Annotated in this window: 13 protein-coding genes; 3 read left to right on the plus strand and 10 right to left on the minus strand. The window is 68.0% G+C overall.

All coding sequences use genetic code 11. From position 1 onward, the window contains the following. Positions 1-10 precede the first annotated feature (10 nt). The 4 genes from BHS09_RS19245 to BHS09_RS19260 form a co-directional block, all read right to left on the minus strand. Positions 11-1,054, minus strand: a complete 1,044-nt coding sequence (locus BHS09_RS19245) for an alpha/beta fold hydrolase (protein WP_140798538.1) — start codon at positions 1,052-1,054, stop codon at positions 11-13. Further along, the gene (locus BHS09_RS19250) at positions 1,051-2,622 is read right to left on the minus strand and encodes a GMC family oxidoreductase N-terminal domain-containing protein (RefSeq protein WP_140798539.1); all 1,572 of its coding nucleotides are present in this window, start codon (positions 2,620-2,622) and stop codon (positions 1,051-1,053) included. Before BHS09_RS19250 ends, BHS09_RS19245 begins: the two co-directional genes overlap by 4 nt. A gap of 12 nt (positions 2,623-2,634) precedes the next feature. Then, positions 2,635-4,998 carry a GMC oxidoreductase gene (locus BHS09_RS19255; RefSeq protein WP_140798540.1) on the minus strand — a complete coding sequence of 788 codons (2,364 nt, stop codon included), beginning with the start codon at positions 4,996-4,998 and terminating at the stop codon, positions 2,635-2,637. A 151-nt stretch (positions 4,999-5,149) separates the two neighbouring features. Next, positions 5,150-6,625, minus strand: a complete 1,476-nt coding sequence (locus BHS09_RS19260) for an ELWxxDGT repeat protein (protein WP_140798541.1) — start codon at positions 6,623-6,625, stop codon at positions 5,150-5,152. 314 nt (positions 6,626-6,939) lie between these two features. On the opposite strand from BHS09_RS19260, the gene gspG reads away from it, so the two are divergent. Then, a complete protein-coding gene (gspG, locus tag BHS09_RS19265; protein ID WP_140798542.1) occupies positions 6,940-7,392 on the plus strand; it encodes a type II secretion system major pseudopilin GspG in 453 nt (150 codons plus the stop codon). Between the two features lie 18 nt (positions 7,393-7,410). On the opposite strand, the gene BHS09_RS19270 is transcribed toward gspG, so the two are convergent. The 5 genes from BHS09_RS19270 to tesB form a co-directional block, all read right to left on the minus strand. Continuing rightward, entirely contained in the window at positions 7,411-8,112 is a 702-nt protein-coding gene (locus tag BHS09_RS19270) for a glutamine amidotransferase-related protein (RefSeq protein ID WP_140798543.1), read from the minus strand. A 40-nt stretch (positions 8,113-8,152) separates the two neighbouring features. Continuing rightward, positions 8,153-8,431 (minus strand): hypothetical protein, encoded by a 279-nt coding sequence (locus tag BHS09_RS19275; protein WP_237078401.1) that lies wholly within the window; start codon positions 8,429-8,431, stop codon positions 8,153-8,155. 85 nt (positions 8,432-8,516) lie between these two features. Beyond that, positions 8,517-10,556 carry a DUF1592 domain-containing protein gene (locus tag BHS09_RS19280; RefSeq protein WP_140798544.1) on the minus strand — a complete coding sequence of 680 codons (2,040 nt, stop codon included), beginning with the start codon at positions 10,554-10,556 and terminating at the stop codon, positions 8,517-8,519. A gap of 13 nt (positions 10,557-10,569) precedes the next feature. Continuing rightward, positions 10,570-11,862, minus strand: coding sequence for a DUF1552 domain-containing protein (locus BHS09_RS19285; RefSeq protein WP_237078402.1), 1,293 nt, complete (start codon positions 11,860-11,862; stop codon positions 10,570-10,572). Between the two features lie 262 nt (positions 11,863-12,124). Continuing rightward, entirely contained in the window at positions 12,125-12,994 is an 870-nt protein-coding gene (tesB, locus tag BHS09_RS19290) for an acyl-CoA thioesterase II (protein ID WP_140798545.1), read from the minus strand. 266 nt (positions 12,995-13,260) lie between these two features. Here tesB and BHS09_RS19295 point away from each other — a divergent pair, with 266 nt between their 5' ends. Both BHS09_RS19295 and BHS09_RS19300 read left to right on the plus strand, forming a co-directional pair. Further along, positions 13,261-14,184, plus strand: coding sequence for a bile acid:sodium symporter family protein (locus BHS09_RS19295; protein WP_140792027.1), 924 nt, complete (start codon positions 13,261-13,263; stop codon positions 14,182-14,184). Continuing rightward, the gene (locus BHS09_RS19300) at positions 14,181-15,158 is read left to right on the plus strand and encodes a hypothetical protein (protein ID WP_140792029.1); all 978 of its coding nucleotides are present in this window, start codon (positions 14,181-14,183) and stop codon (positions 15,156-15,158) included. The genes BHS09_RS19295 and BHS09_RS19300 overlap by 4 nt, the downstream gene beginning before the upstream one ends. Positions 15,159-15,240: 82 nt before the next feature. Here BHS09_RS19300 and BHS09_RS19305 read toward each other — a convergent pair whose 3' ends face one another. Beyond that, positions 15,241-15,723 carry an FKBP-type peptidyl-prolyl cis-trans isomerase gene (locus BHS09_RS19305; protein ID WP_174258836.1) on the minus strand — a complete coding sequence of 161 codons (483 nt, stop codon included), beginning with the start codon at positions 15,721-15,723 and terminating at the stop codon, positions 15,241-15,243. Between the last annotated feature and the right edge of the window lie 99 nt (positions 15,724-15,822).

Below are 15,822 nucleotides of genomic sequence, written 5' to 3' on the forward strand. Positions count from 1 at the left end.
CCGTATCCGGTCAGGCCATGGCCTCCAGCGCGCCGCGTATCACCGGATACGTATCCTGCGACGCAGTGCTTCCCATGAAGGTGTCCAGGTGGCCGTACCCCGCCAGGACCTTCCGCTGGTAGTACGACGCACCATTCTCTTCACGCAGCCACTCATAGGTGAGCTCCGTGGACGCGGGCATGTATGTGCCGTTCTGTTCTCCGGACACGAAGGTGATGGGACGCTTCAGGTGCTCCGCGCGCAGGTATGACGGCGGCCGCTCCCGGCCATAACGCCGGAGGTTCTCCTCCCGGCCATGGTCGAAGCCCACCGCGTATCCCGAGCGCGCCATCTGCGCCAGGTGGCGGAACGTCAGCATGTTGCAGGGACCGAACTGCTCGTCGAGCCGGTCATGCGTCTCCCGGTTGATGCGCGCGTGCCGGAAGAGCTGCCCGTACATGAACGTCAACCGGCGGCAGACGGTGCTGTCGCATTCATGGCGGAACAGGTCCACGAAGGTGCCGAAGGCCGCCTGGAACAAAGGACTGCTCGGGTCCTCGTCCGGCGTCAGGTAGTCGCGGGTGATGTCCAGCACGTCCGGCAGCCGCAGCATCGCCTTGACCTGTGTCGAGGGCGGGACGATGTGGTGCAGCGCCACCTGTGAAGCGACCACGCTCTGAACGTCCGGCAGCAGCCCCGCCGCCATCGCCATGAAGAACGTCGCCGAGCCCGCGCAGTGCACCACCGCCTGCACGGAGTCCGCGCCGGTGTGCTCGCGGACATGCCGGACGGCGGCGGGCATGTCGTGGCGGGCGGCGTCATCCAACGTGAACTGCCGCAGCGGCAGCTCCACGCTGGCGCGCCAGTCCAGCAGCCAGGTGTCGTAGCCGTGGCGCACCAGGTGCTGCACGAAGTTCTCCTGCACCGTGGGCAGCATGAACATGCCGCTCCACACCCCCGCGCCGTGGACGAGGAGGACAGGCCCCTTCGCGCCGCCCTGGTAACGCGTGAGCTGCAACGGAACGCCGTCGCCCGCGGGAAAGTCGTGCCTTTCGGCGGAAGGAAGCGTGTTCATGAAGCGCTCCTCGAATGGGATGAGAATCCGTGCACCACGGCCTCGGCGATGCGCTCGGCCACGGCACTGATGGTCATCACCGGGTGGAAGCCGATGGCTGTCGGGATGACGGAGCCGTCCGCCACGTGCAGCCCGGGATAGTGGAAGACCTCTCCCTCGGTGGACACCACGCCGCGCTCGGGAGCTTCCGCCAGATGGGCACCGCCAAGCGAATGCACCGTGAAAGGCCGCTTGAAGAGCTGCCAGGTGACCAGCGGCGCGAAGGTGGCGCCGTACTGGGCCGCCAGGTCTTGCATCGCGTTCGTCATCCGCCGCACCAACTCCGCGTTCTCCCCGGCGAAGTCCCACGACACGTCGAGCTGCCCGTCATCGAGGTGCATCCGTCCGTTGGCGTTGTCCTGGCCGATGCCAAACAGGTTGGATGTGCGCGCCGCATCCACGTCGGTACGCATGGGCCGGCTCATCAGGCCCTTCTTGAACGCCGCGTGAACGGCTGGGCCCAGGCAGGTCCACAGCGGTGCCCCCAGGCCCTGGAGCCGTCCGAGGTTCGGCTGCCCCAGGCCCGCGAGGACTTCCATGGCGGGCTGGTTGAACGTGGCCGTCACCAGCGTGAAGCGCGGCTGCCGGTCAGTGAAGCGCATCACGGTGGACACGTCGGGCCCCACCCAGGGCTGGATGTCCTCGCGCGCGCCCTGCATCGACGCCAGGAAGTCCCCGTTGCCCGAGTAGCCATGGCCCAGCCGCCGGCTCACCCGAGGCAGCGTCCGCGCGACGTCCCGGCTGCGCAGCAATATCTCCACCGTGCCCAGCGTCCCCGCGGCCAGCACCACCCGCGAGCCCTCCACGGCGTGCCGCTCCCCCGACACCAGGTCCTGGCAGTGGACGCGGTAGCCCTCCCGCACCGGCTCCACGTGGGAGACGAGCGTACGGGCCAGGACCAGCGCCCCCAGCGCCTCCGCCCGCGCCAGGTACGTCAGGTCCATGGTGTTCTTCGCGCCGTGTTGGCAGCCGAACTCGCACTCGGCGCAGAGCTGGCACACGCGCCGGCCCGGTCCCGGCGGCTCCGAGAAGGCCACGGCCACGGGCGGGTCGAACGTCTCGCGCCCCATGCCCCGGGCCGCACGCTGGAAGAGGTCGCGCTTGCGCAGCGGAATCGAGGGCGGCACCGGATTCAACCGCAGCTCTAGCGCCACCTTGTCGAAGTAGGGCTCCAGCGAGTCCCGGCGGTACGTCCGGGGCCAGCGCGGGTCCTCGAACACCTCGGCGTCCGGCCGCACGTGGACGTTGGCGTAGATGAGCGAGCCGCCGCCGACGCCGCTGGCCGTCACCGTTCCGATGCCGGACAGGAAGCGCACGTCATAGAGGCCCTGCGCCTTGCGCCGCGTGGCATGGCGCCAGAGCACCTCGTCCGTTCGCGTCACGTCCCGGGGAAAGTCACCGGGCCGGTAGCGCTTGCCGCGCTCCAGGACCAGCACGGACTTGCCCGCCTGGGCCAGGCGCAGCGCGCTGATGGAGCCCCCAAAGCCAGAGCCCACGACGACCACGTCGTACCGCGATGCCTTCGCCACGATGCGCCTCTCTTACTCCAGCTTGGTTCGCGCGAAGACGTCCCAGAGGTTGCCCATGAACATGCTCCCAAAACGCTTCAGGGCCTGGGCCTTCGCCAGCGGTGACGTCGTTCCCAGCACGGCGAAGGTCGTGAGCTGCTGCAGGAAGTCCGGCATGCCCAGACGGATGATGCCGCTGGCCACCGCGGGCGCATGCCGGTCGCTACCCCGGCGGATGACGGTGTAGAGCGTGGACGTGTCCGACCACATGTCGAAGCCGTCGTCGTCCCGGACATGCTTGTAGCCATCCAGCAGGTACTGCTGGCCGTCCATTCCGGTGAAGGGCAGCAGGTAGAGCATCCGCCGCTCGTAGTAGCTGTCCGTGTCCACGAAGAGATTGAAGACGCCGTGGTCCACCTTCGCTCCGCCAGGAGGCGTGAGGCCGTGGACGTGGACGGTGCCTTGCGCGATGCCTGAATGGGCCTTCTCCGCGAGGAAGCGGTCCAGGTTGGGCAAGGTGATGGTGAGGATGAACTCGGCCACCCTGGCCTCTGACTTGCCCTCCTCCTCGGCGCCCGCGTAATCCGTTTCCGGCAGGTGGCCGTGGTTGATGAAGCCGCGCATCCGCTCGGTGAAGCGCAGCCCCACCACGGGCGTTGGCGACAACACGGTGCCTCCCTCTGGAATCACCACGCTCCGCATCGGGTCCTCTCTTGGCACCACCCGCGTGGGTGCCACACTCGTGCTCATCCGCATCGACGCGCGGAACGGTTCCGCCGCCGCCCGGCCCGAAGCCGTTCCGGCCCGCTCAGGGGCGGTCCAGGTGGGGTTCCCCAGCACTTGCCGGATGGCGGCCTCGACGTTGCGCTCCGCCACCGCGGCGATGGTGGATGACGGGTTCACCCCGGTGCTCGCGGGCAGCGCGGCGCCATCCAGCACGTACAGCCCAGGGTAGCCGTGCACCTCACCGTCCGGGGTCAGCACACCGTATGCGGGCTCCTCCGCCATGGTGCAGCCGCCCAGGTTGTGGACGGACACGGGGATGTGAAGCCGATCCCACAGGGGGTTGAAGACGGCGCGCGCCCCGAGCGCCCGTGCGATGTCCTGGCAGATCTGCTCCTGCGTCCGGTACAGCGGCAGGTTGGAAGGCACGTCCCAGCGCACCTCCATGTCCCGAGTCAAAGGCCGCAGCGCGAGTCGCCCGTTGGAACGGTCCCTTCCCATGGCCAGGAACACGGCCTGGAAGCGCCCGCGCTCCTTGCCCATGACGGTTTCAGGCTGGGAGCGCCGGCGCAGGGCGCGGACCAACTGCTTCTGGAGCAGGTCCGCTGGGACACGGAAGTCCCGGCCCATGTCCAGCACCTGAAGCAGCCCCGCCGCCTGCCCGGGGTGCCCGCCCTCCTGGAAGAGGAACCACGTCTTGTCCGCGCCCTGCCCCTGGTCCACCACCAGGCTGGTGGTGATGGTGGGGCCCTCGGACGGGTCCCACACCTCGCGCGTCTCGAAGGCGAAGGCCAGGAAGTCGCCGTTGGCCGAATAGCGGCACCCCAGCCGGTCGCTGATGCGCGGGAGCGTTCCCCACTGATCGCGGCAGCGCAGCAGCAGCTCCGTGGTGTTCACCGTGCCGGCGCACAGGAACACGCGGCGGGCCTCCACGGTGCGCTCGGCGCCGCCCGCGGCATGGTCGGTATAGGTGACGCGATAGCCCGCGGGAGACAGCGGCTCGATTCGCGTGGCCTCCGCCTGGGTGGTCATCTCCGCGCCCTGCTGTTCAGCGACCGCCAGGTAGTTCAGGTCCAGCGTGTTCTTCGCGCGGACGTTGCATCCGATGTCGCATTCGCCGCAGTAGTTGCAGCCCTCCTGAGCGACGCCGAACTTGTTGGGCATCGGCTCGCCGGCGGGGGCGAAGCGCACGGCGAGGTCTGGGTAGAAGAACTGCTGCTCGCGGCCCAGCTTGCGCGCGACGTCCCGCATCCGCTTCGCCTTGGTGGGCAGGCCACGCGCGGACGCGGTGATGGGCTGGAGGTCCAGCATGTACGCGACCAGGTCGTAGTACGGATCCAACGCGGCGCGGCTGTAGCCCTCCGGCCAGTCGGTGTCGAAGGTCTCCGCGGGAGGGCGCAGGTGGACGTTGGCGTAGATGAGCGAGCCGCCGCCGTAGCCCGCGGCCTGGACAATGCTCATCCCCGGCAGCAGCTTCACGTCGAAGAGGCCCTGGCCGTACCGCCACAGCCAGCCGTTGAGCGGGTTGCTCCAGTCGCGGGGAAAGCTCCCCTTCGGGTAGCGCAGGCCCCGCTCCAGGACGCGCACGGTCAGGCCCGCCTGTGCCAGCCGGCAAGCCGCCACCGCTCCCCCAAAGCCGGTGCCAATGACCAGCGCGTCGTACGTCGGCGCCATGTTCCCCCTCGTCGAGACCTGTCCCCGCGGCAGGTTTCAACTGACACCTTATTAACGCACGAGGGTCTGATCCTTCGACCTCCACCCATCCGGGGAACCCAACCCCTTGGAATCGTTGTTACCAAAAGGGGCTGGGCGTGGGCGCCGAAGCTCAGTAGGCGTGGTGCTGCTTGCACTCCCCCTTCGGACGGAACGGCAAGGCCCACAGCTCGCGTCCAGTCTTCCCGTCATCCGCCGAGAAGAACACGTCCCAGCCTGAGCGCACGAAGTCGCGCGGCGACGATGAAGCGCTCCCGTGCGCCAGACCGCGCAGCGCCTTCGTGCCCGAACGGGTGCCATCGCTCACCCAGGGCTCGTGCCCATGCACCCCATCGCTCGCGGAGAAGAACAGCGTGCCTTCAATGGAGGCCAGCGCTTCGGGATCCGATGAGCCACCACCGGGCGCCAGATCCTTGAAGAGCCTGGTCCCCGAACCGGTGCCGTTGCTCACCCAGAGTTCACGTCCCTCTCCGGAGCCATCATTCGCGGCGAAGAAGACTCGCGACTTCAGAACCGCCAGAGAGCTCGGTGAGGAGCTCATGGGCCCTGGCCAGATGTCCTTCACCAGCTTCGTGCTTGAGGTCGAGCCGTTGCTGCTCCAGAGCTCCTCACCCTCTGGCTCACCTGCCCCGGCGCTGAAGACGACACGCGAGCCCAGTGCGACCAGGTTGTGCGGATACTCTCCGTAGAAGTACCGCAGCTCTTGCGTGTTCGAGGCGGCCCCATCCGTCTTCCACAAGCTGGCTTCGCCCTCGTCGTTATCCACGAGGAAATAGAGGCGCGACTTCACAGCCAGCAAGTCGAAGATGACGTTATCTCCTACCAGACTGAGGACGGGAATGGCACCTGGCGCTCCGGTGCTACGCCAGAGATGAGTCTCATCGCTCCAGGGGCTCCGCTTGGACGCGACGAAATAGAAGGCCTCGTTACCCACGCGAACGATCCTTCGCGGGAAGGAGCTAGCGGGTCCGGGCTCGATGTCCTCGACGAGGTACGTCCCCGCGTCTGTTCCATCACTGCGCCACAGCTCGTATCCGTGCACGCCGTCGTTCGCGCCGAAGTACAGGACGCCACCGAACTCAACCAGCATGGGATCGTTTATCCAGTGGAAGGGGTCCGGCCGGAGAATCCCATCCTCCGGCCCCGGGTAGATGTCCTTCACCAGGTACGTGCCGGCCGACGTCCCGTCGGTCACCCACAACTCGTAGCCGTGGACGCCGTCATCCGCGGCGAAGAACACCCGGTTCCCCACCCGGGTGAGATTCGAAATCTCCGCCCCTGCCAGCCCTGGGTAGACGTCCTTCACCAGCGACGTGCCGCTTCCTTCCGTTCCGCTGCTTCGCCACAACTCACGTCCATGCACCCCGTCGTCCGCCGTGAAGAAGAGGACTCGGTCGCCGTGGATCAGATCGGCCGGATTGGACCCCACGGGGCCAGGGTGGATGTCCGCCAATCGAACGGCCTCCTTCCCGCACAACTCCCACTTCTGACTCAAGGAGGACTCCTGGCTCGTGAAGTCGACATCATCGACTTCGGTGCCACAACCCGCGGCTCCCAGGAGAATGAGAAGTGGAAGATGGGGCTTCATGACGGCCTCCGTTGAGGGCGCGGTCCATCCGCGCCGAATCCGGAGGGTGAGAGTCTTACGTACCCGCATCCACCTGCGCAGGGGTGGCACTCAGCGGGCGGAAAGCGACAGTCGCTCACGCTGCGCACGCGGGGACCGCGGCGCGTCCGGTCAGGCACGGCGACTGCACTGACGAACGTCCGCGCCTGGCGCCGAAGCCCTGGTCCAGGCGCACGCAACCCGCGGCATGTGCAACGCCCTTGCGCCGGCAGACATGACGACACGTCGGGCACGCACGCGCCGGACACAACGTCACACGAGGTCACAACTCAAAGATGAATCCAACCCAGCAGAAGCTGAACGCTCGGCGTCGTCACGCTCGCGGATTTACGCTGATTGAAATCATGGTCGTCATCACCATCCTCGGACTCATCGCCGCGGCGGTGGGCGTCTCCGTGATGTCGAACCTGGAGGAGGCCAAGCAGAAGACCGCCGCCCTGGACATCAAGACATTGGAGACGGGGCTCAAGCTCCACTACATGAAGACCGGCAGCCTCCCTGAGACCCAGACCGGCCTGGAAGAACTCCTCCAGGCGCGCTCGCTGGAGCGACTGCCCAAGGACCCGTGGAACCGCGACTACGTGTACATGAATGAGGGCGGCAGCCCTGTCATCCTGTCGTACGGCGCGGACGGTGTCCCAGGGGGCGACGGCAGCGACGCGGACATCTCCTCCCAGGTGGCGTCACCGTCCGCGAGCGCGGCCCGCCGCCCCAAGGGGCTCCGTTAGTCCGAGCCCTCGAGCACGTCAGCGGCCCGCCGCCACGCGCGCGAAGTGGTGCGCGAGGCGGTGCAGCACCTCCGTGTTGTCGGCCTCAGCCGCCTTGAGCTTGGGCAGCTGCGCCTTCAGCTCTTGGGGGTTCTTTCCGCGTTGCTGGAGGCTGTCCGCCTCGATGTCAATCCATCGCCCCAGCTCGCTGGCGGTCAGCTCCAGGTGGAACTGGAAGCCGTAGGACGCACCCAGCCGGAAGGCCTGCTGGGTGTACCGGTCCGTGGACGCCAGCAACGTGGCGTCCGGGACGGGCGCATATGTGTCACCGTGCCAGTGCGCCACCACCGTGCGCGGACGGGCCCCGGACAGCACGGGGTCCTTCTGCGCCTCCGGCGTCCATCGCACCGGACCCACGCCCACCTCGAAGCCATTCTTCCCGGGGAACACGTCCGCGCCCGCCGCCGCCGCGAGCATCTGGGCGCCCAGGCAGAAGCCCAGGCACGGGCGCTCGTAGGCGAGCCGCTCCATGAGGATGCCCAGCTCTTGCCGCAGGAAGGGATGCTGCTCGGATTCGTAGACGGCCATGCGGCCGCCCATGACGACCAACAGCTCCGCGTCCACGTCCTCCCGGCGCACGGCGCGGAAGCGGTTCACCAGCGTGAAGCCCGCCTCCTGCAACACCGGCCCCAGCAGGCCGGGCCCTTCGTGCTCCTCGTGCTGGAACACCACCGCGCGCATCGTCGTCACCTCCAAAGCCGCGGGCGCCCTGCCCGCCGGCTCAATCGTATGCGCACGACGTGCAGATGTTGAGGCAGGTCCCCACCTGCTCTCTGTATTCCTTCACACACTCCTGGTTGGAGGCGCAGTTCACGTCGCTCGTACATCCGGGCACGCACGAGCTGAAGGTGGCGTCCGCGCAGTACTGCCCCGGCTGGCAGGGGTCATCGCCCATGAACTCTCCGCACTCGGTGTACCCCTGCTGGAGGGGCGCCATGACACAGGCGCTGGTTCCCAGGGCAAGCACGGAGAGGACGGCGGGCCAGAGGCGGGTACGCATCGAAAGACCTTTCGGGAGCAAGCGGAGGATGTCCGCTTGCTCTCGACGGCCGTCCGAGCGCCGTATTCACGGCCCGTGCGTCGTTCTACTTCGCGGCCGGCACCGGGCAGCGGTTGCGGAAGCTGTCGCTGAGGGCCACGGCCACCAGCAGCTCGGGGAGCCGGTGTCCACCCGCCGAGAAGCGCGTGTCCACGTAGCGCACGGTGGCCTCGTCCTCGTCCGTCAGCGCGCGGCCCAAGCCATAGGCCAGCGCCTGCCGCGTCATGCACGTCGCGAAGGCGGGGTCGCCCTTGAGGATGGTCGCCAGCTCACGCGGTCCCTGGAATGACACGCCCTTGAAGTTGCCCGTGGCGTCCACCGGTGAGCCGTTGTCCGTCTCCCGCCAGGCCCCGGCCGCGTCGTAGTTCTCCAGGCCGAAACCGATGGGGTCCAGCGTGTCGTGGCAGCCCGCGCAGGCGGGGTTGGCGCGATGCAGCTCGGTGATCTGCCGCAGCGTGGAGCCCGGCGGAACCTGCGTGGGCAGCGCCTCCACGCCCGGAGGCGGCGGAGGAGGCTCCTGGCACAGCAGCTTGCCCAGCACCCACTTGCCGCGAAGCACCGGCGACGTGCGCGTGGCCAGCGACGCCTGCGCCAGCACACCCGCCTGGCCCAGCACACCGCCTCGCCGTCCGTCGCCCGTGCTCACGCGCGTGACGGAGGCGGAGCCCGGCCGAGGCAGGCCGTAGTAATCCGCGAGCCGGTCGTTGACGTAGGTGAACTCCGCGTCCAGCAGTTCCAGCGCGCTGCGGTCCTCGTTGAGGAAGGCGCGGAAGAAGCTCTCCCCTTCCTCTCGCATGGCGCGCTTGAGCTCGGAGTCCATGCCGGGGAACAGCGTCGGGTCCGCGGTGATGCCGTCCACCTTCCGCAGGCCCAGCCACTGGCCGGCGAAGTTCTGCACCAGCGCCTCGGACCGAGGGTCCTTCAGCATCCGGCGTACCTGCGCTTCCAGCACCTCCGGGTCGGACAGCCGGCCCGCGTCCGCCAGTGACGTCAGCTCCGCGTCAGGCTGGCTGCTCCAGAGGAAGTACGACAGGCGCGATGCCAGCTCGCGCGCGGACAGCTCACTCTTGCCCGTCCCAGGCGCCTGCGTCTCCACTACCTGAAAGAGGAAGTGCGGCGACAGCAGCACCGAACGGAACGCGAACTTCGCCGCCAGTTCGAAGCCGTCCCCCGACTCCCGCACGAGCGTGTAGACGCTCATCAACTCCGCGACCTCGTCCGGCTTCGCGGGACGCCGCCAGGCGCGGTTCGCCAGCGACTCCACCATCTGCCGGGCACATGCTTCTTCCCCGGTGGCGGCCGGTTCGCACACGCGCAGGTGGCGCTGGGTGGCTGCCGACGTGGGCGCGGGCGAGCGGACCTCCATCCAATCCAGCAGGAGGTTGCGGTCCGTGGACGTGTCCGGGTCGTAGATGTCGTTGGTGAAGCGCACGGTGAAGCGCTTCTGTCCCGGCGAGTCCACCCGCACCGGCTTCGTGTACACCGTGGGCGTGGTGGCCGGCACGTCGAGCGACGCCACCACGACGCCATCCAGCAACCACTGCATCCGCACCGGGTCCGGCGGCGCCTGCGTGCCCCACGCGCGCACGGAGAGCTGGTACTCGCCGGCTTGCGCGAAGGTGAAGGTGGCGGAGAGGTCGCCGTTGGACCACAGATTCCACACGGTGCCGTTCTGCTCACTGGCACCCGTGGTGGCGCTGGCGGACTCGGCCTCGATGCGAACGGTGCCACCACCGGCGCTGGCGGCGCCGTCCCGGGCCCAGGCCTGGTCGATGAGGCGGCCCGCGGTGGCCTCATAGGCCTCCACCAGCGCGGGGGACACGCCCAGCAGGCTGGCCTCGTTGTCGAAGCCGTGGCCCGTGGGGTCCGCCGGGAAGGTCGTCGCGGGCCGGCCCGTCTCGCCGAGCAAGTCCCTCACGGTGTTGTCGTACTCCGCGCGGTTCAGCCGGCGCAGCGAATGCGCGCCATCCGAGCAGTTCTGCGCGGCGACGACGGGCTTGGGGTCCTGGGTGCGCGCGACGGGGAGTTCGTCCGAGCACGCGGTGAGCAGCAGCGGGATGCCGAAGAGCAGTGAACGGGTCTTCATGTGCGGTCTCCCCTCACGCCAGTCCGGCCAGCGGTCCCTGCGCCAGCGGTCCGAAGGTGCCTCGTGGAATCTCGAAGGCCTGGAGGATGGAGAGCAGCACATCTCCACACCGCTTGCCCTGTGCCCGCATGTGCCGGCCCGGCCGGATGGCACCGCCCGCGCGCCCCGCGAGCAGGACCGGCATGTCGTAGTGGTTGTGCCAGTCGCTGTGCGAGATGTCGCTCGAGTAGAACACCGCCACGTTGTCGAGCAGCGTGCCCTCCCCCTCCGGCACCGCCTTCAGCCGCTGCACCAGGTGCGCGAAGCGGGCCACCTGCCACCGGTCGATCTCCACCTTGGCCGCCAGCTTCACCGGGTCGTTGCCGTGGTGAGAGGCATCGCCATGGTGGGAGAAGGCCCGGCCGTTGACGGTGAACATCATCGGGCTGACGCACATGCCGAGCATCAACGTGGCGACGCGGGTGGCGTCGCACTCGAAGGACTTCACGATGAGGTCGCACATCAGGTTGGCGTAGGCCGTGCCATCCATGGGGATGCCCACGGGCCGCGCGCCCGTGGTGCACGCGGCGGCCGGGGCACCCTGCTCGGCCTTCTGGATGGCGACTTCGATTTCGCGGATGCCCGTGAGGTACTCGTCCAGCCGGAGCTTGTCCGCCTGGCCCAGCTTCGTCTGAAGCGCTTTCGCCTGGCCCGTCATCCGGTCGAGCACGCTGCGCCGGTACATCCAGAGGCGCCGCTCCGCCTCCGTGGGGCCTTCGGCCTGAAGCGAACCGAAGAGGCGGTCGAAGATGACGCGTGGGTTGTAGACGTTGGGCAGCCGCTGGCCGCGGGAGAACGTCGCCATGCAGTGGTCCTCACCGCTGCAATGGTCCTGCGTGTCGTCATAGGACGACGTCTTCGGGTCGATGAAGCCGTCCCCGTTCGCGTCGCGGTAACCCGGGTTGTAGTAGCCGTTGTTCTCCACGCTCAGCGTGAGCGCCGGCACGCGCACCTGGGCCGACGTGGCGCGCGCAATCACCTGATCGATGGAGTCCGTGTTGCCCGCGACGATGCGCTCGGACGCGGTGAGCATCATCCAGAAGCCGCCTTCGTGCGTGCGCTCGTAGTAGTCCCACGCGCCCAGCCGCATGCCGCTCAGCACCAGGACGTCATCCTTCACCGGGGCCAGCGGGGACAGCGTGGGCGTCAGCGCGTAGTTCGCGCCTTCGGTCGTCGGGAACCATTGGTCCGGGACGACGCCCGCGGAGTGGAACATGCCCACGAAGCGCAGCGGCGGCTTCGCACCGGACGCTTGCGCGCGTGCCATCGAGGGAGCCATGGCCTCCAGCCAGGGCAATGCGAGCGCCGCTCCCGCGGCCCCCCGTAGCAGGCTGCGTCGCGACAGCTCCCAGGTTCTCGATTTCGGCACGGGGGGGATCCTTGTTGTCTGAGCCACTGTCTTGCTCAGCAACGAGGGTGCCACCCCTGAAAGCACCAGGAATTCCGGAGAGTTGCAGCCCTCGTGGATTCCCGAGTGCGCGGCGGGGGGCTCGACCCCACACGCGGGTGTGGGGTGTCGCCCCCGTTTCTCAGGCCTTGGGCTTGCGGATGCGCAGCAGCCCTTCCTGAGCCACCGAGGCCACCAGCCGGCCGTCACGCGTGTAGACGCTGCCGCGCGACAGGCCGCGCGCGTTGCCCGCCCACGGGCTGTCCATGGAGTACAGCATCCAGTCGCTCACCTTCAGGTCCCCGTGGAACCACAGGGCATGATCCAGGCTGGCGCCCTGGATGCGGGGCTGGAAGAAGCTGGCCGCGTGGGGCAGGAGCGCGGTGCCGATGAGGTTGAAGTCGGACGCGTAGGCCAGCACGTACCGGTGCACCTGCGGATCCTCCGGCAGGTCGCCGTTGGCTCGGAACCACACGTGCTTGATGGGCGCCTTCGCCTCCGGATTGAACGGATCCTCCGGCGCCACGGGCCGGATCTCAATCGGCTTCTCCCCCAGGAACTTCTCCCGCAGGGCTTCCGGGATGCGCTCGGACAGGCGGCTCAGCAGCTCCTGCTCCGTGGCCAGTCCCTCCGGGCCCGGCACCTCCGGCATGGGCGCCTGGTGGGCAAAGCCCTCTTCGTCCCCGTGGAAGGAGGCGATCATCGTCAGGATGGGCTCGCCCTTCTGCACGGCCACGACGCGGCGCGTGGTGATGCTGCCGCCGTCCCGCACCCTGTCCACCGTGTAGACGACTGGAAGCGTCGCGTCGCCCGGGCGCAGGAAGTAGCCGTGCAGGGAGTGGACATGGCGGCCGGCGGGCACCGTCTGGCTGCCCGCGGACAGCGCCTGCCCCAGCACCTGGCCGCCGAAGAGCTGGCGGAACCCCAGGTCTTGACTCCGGCCACGAAACAGATTTTCCTCGATTTTCTCCAGTTTAAGGAGCGACAACAGCTCATCCAGGACTCGGCTCATGGCCCCTGTCGTAATCGACCCGTGCACCGGTGTCTCGGGAAGTGGCGCCCTGTCCATGCTCCCTCGCCGGGTCCCGCCCGACCGCGAAGCCGTGTCGGTTCACGATGAGAATAGACGGCTCATGCGCAGCGCCGCAGTGCATCAATGACATGCGGCGTCATGGGTTGCCTCCACTTTTAGCAACCTTTGAGAGCGGAGACGCTTGAAGCGCCCCGCCCTCTTGCGCGACGCTAATGCTCAACGCTGGACACTCCATCGGGGGGCGAATGCAGTCGAATGTATTCACGGCGGTACTCATGCCGCTGGCGCTGGCCGTCATCATGCTCGGGCTTGGCCTGACGCTGACGCTGGCGGACTTCAAGCGGGTCATTGTCTATCCGCGCGCCATCCTGGTGGGCCTCGGCTGCCAGATGTTGGTGTTGCCGGTGGCGTGCCTGCTCATCGCCCACGCCTTCAGTCTGCCGCCGGAGCTGGCGGTGGGACTGATGCTGCTGGCGGCGTCCCCTGGCGGCGCGACGGCGAACCTCTTCAGCCACCTGGCCCGCGGTGACGTGGCGCTCAACATCACGCTGACGGCGGTGAACAGCGCGCTGTCGCTCGTCACGTTGCCGCTCATCATCAACCTGTCGCTCGCGCACTTCATGGACGAGGGCCGCGCGGTCCCCATGCAGTTCGCGAAGATCGTGCAGGTGGTGTTCATCGTGCTGGGGCCGGTGAGCCTGGGCATGTTCATCCGCTCGCGCAGCGCGGCCGTCGCGCAGCGCATGGACAAGCCCATTCGCATCCTGTCCACCCTCTTCCTCGTCGCGGTGATTGCAGCGTCCGTGTACACGGAGCGCGCGAATGCGCTCAGCTTCTTCCGCCAGGTGGGCCCGGCGGCGCTGGCCTTCAACCTGGTGAGCCTCGCGGTGGGCTACTTCGTGCCCATCCTGCTGCGCCTGCCCCGGCGGCAGGCTGTTGCCATTGGAATGGAGATTGGCATTCACAACGGAATGCTTGCGATTGCCATCGCGCTCAGCCCGACGCTGCTGGCGAACTCGACCATGGCCATTCCCCCGGCCATCTACAGCCTCATCATGTACTTCACCGCGGCGGCCTTCGGCTTCTATGTCAGCCGGCGCTACGCGGATGAGCAGAACCCCGCCGTACACCGCACCCCCACGTCACTCCCCGAGAAGGTGTCTCGATGACGCTGCGTCGACCGCTGTCCGTGCTTTCCCTGTCACTTTGCCTGGGATTCTCCGCACCAGCCGCCGCCGAAGAGCCCGAAGCCGCTGCCCTGCCGTCGACTCCGCAGACAGCCCCCAAGCCCACGGACGCACCCACGGCCCCCACGCTCCCGCCGCTGGGGCCCGACACCCGTCTGTATTTCGCCAACATCAACTTCCTGCGTTGGAACCCGCTGGGCATGGAGACCCAGAACCGGCTCATCCTCCAGAAGCGGATGTTCGACGGCGAGTCCATGTTGACGCGCGACAACTTCGTCAACGGCGCGTTCGCCATCAAGGCCAACCCGGCCTCGGTGAAGATTGGCCCCGTCTTCGAGATTCAGCCGCTGGCCATCTTCAACCTGCGGGCGACCTATGAGTACGTCCGGTACTTCGGCACCTTCGGGTTCCTCCAGTCGTACAACAACCCGATGTTGGACTTCTCCGACGACGCGCGAGACCTGACGGAGGGCGACGCGTACAGCACCTCCGGTCACCACTACATGGTGGAGCCCACGCTCCAGGCGCGCTTTGGCTCGTTCGTGGTGCGGAGCAAGGCGTCCATCGAGTACTGGAACGTGGCGCTGCGCGAGGGCAACGGTGCGTCCTTCTACGACGCGCTGCTGGACACGCTCATCCCCGGCCGGGGCTGGGTGTTCACCAATGACACCGACCTGATGATGCTGACGACGCCGCAGCTCACGCTGGGGGCCCGCTTCAGCGGTGTGTGGCCGCGCTACCAGGATGGCTCGGGTGGAGCGCAGAACGTGGACAACAGCCACACGCGCATCGGCCCCATGATGGCGTACGCCCTGAACACGCGCGAGGGCTCGTCGTTCAACCGGCCGACGATCCTGCTGAACTTCGCGTGGTACCTGAACCACCCGAACCGTGGCGGCGCCCTGCCCTACATGATGGGCGCCTTCGCCTTCACGTCCGACTTCCTGGGCGGCTAGGCGGAGGACTTCCGCCGGGCGTCACGTCTTGGAGACGCCCGGCGTTGAAGCAAGGATGGGCCCGCGAAGGCGCCCGTCCGAATCAGTGAGAGTCGTGGGGCCCGTGGGCGTGGCCGTGCTCCAGCTCCTCGGCCGTCGCGGCGCGGACGTCCCGCACGGTGACCTCGAAGTGCAGCGTCTTGCCGGCCAGCGGGTGGTTGAAGTCCACCAGCACGGAGTCGGCCTTCACTTCCTTGATGAAGAAGTCCACCTCGTCCCCATCCGGGTCGGTGGCGCTGAGCACGCCGCCCGCCACCAGCTCCAGGCCCTCCGGGAACTCCGTCTTCGGGACTTCCTCGATGCCTTCCGGGTCGTAGTCGCCGTAGCCCTCGTCGGGACCCACCGTCACCTGGAGGGTGTCACCACGCGCCTTGCCCTCGAGCGCCTTCTCCAGGCCCGGGACGATTTCCTCGTGCCCCTGCAGATAGACGAGCGGCTCCCCCGGCTCGCTCTCGTCCACGGCCTTGCCGTCGCCGAGGTGGAGGCGGAAATCGATGGAGACGACGCTGTCCTTGGTAATTTTCATGGGGCCCTCATAGCGCACGGCCGTGGCGTGTGCCTCAATCATGTGCCTGTCTGACAATGGGGCGAGCGTCCCGCCCGGATCGACTGTCCGATTCCAGTG

This window comes from Myxococcus xanthus, from assembly GCF_006402735.1.
GTDB lineage: Bacteria > Myxococcota > Myxococcia > Myxococcales > Myxococcaceae > Myxococcus > Myxococcus xanthus_A.

Coding starts and splice junctions, on each gene's coding strand:
- BHS09_RS19245 (WP_140798538.1), bottom strand. CDS start 1,054: ATGAACACGCTTCCTTCCGCCGAAAGGCACGACTTTCCCGCGGGCGAC.
- BHS09_RS19255 (WP_140798540.1), bottom strand. CDS start 4,998: ATGGCGCCGACGTACGACGCGCTGGTCATTGGCACCGGCTTTGGGGGA.
- BHS09_RS19260 (WP_140798541.1), bottom strand. CDS start 6,625: ATGAAGCCCCATCTTCCACTTCTCATTCTCCTGGGAGCCGCGGGTTGT.
- gspG (WP_140798542.1), top strand. CDS start 6,940: ATGAATCCAACCCAGCAGAAGCTGAACGCTCGGCGTCGTCACGCTCGC.
- BHS09_RS19270 (WP_140798543.1), bottom strand. CDS start 8,112: ATGCGCGCGGTGGTGTTCCAGCACGAGGAGCACGAAGGGCCCGGCCTG.
- BHS09_RS19275 (WP_237078401.1), bottom strand. CDS start 8,431: ATGCGTACCCGCCTCTGGCCCGCCGTCCTCTCCGTGCTTGCCCTGGGA.
- BHS09_RS19280 (WP_140798544.1), bottom strand. CDS start 10,556: ATGAAGACCCGTTCACTGCTCTTCGGCATCCCGCTGCTGCTCACCGCG.
- BHS09_RS19285 (WP_237078402.1), bottom strand. CDS start 11,862: ATGGCACGCGCGCAAGCGTCCGGTGCGAAGCCGCCGCTGCGCTTCGTG.
- tesB (WP_140798545.1), bottom strand. CDS start 12,994: ATGAGCCGAGTCCTGGATGAGCTGTTGTCGCTCCTTAAACTGGAGAAA.
- BHS09_RS19295 (WP_140792027.1), top strand. CDS start 13,261: ATGCAGTCGAATGTATTCACGGCGGTACTCATGCCGCTGGCGCTGGCC.
- BHS09_RS19300 (WP_140792029.1), top strand. CDS start 14,181: ATGACGCTGCGTCGACCGCTGTCCGTGCTTTCCCTGTCACTTTGCCTG.
- BHS09_RS19305 (WP_174258836.1), bottom strand. CDS start 15,723: ATGAAAATTACCAAGGACAGCGTCGTCTCCATCGATTTCCGCCTCCAC.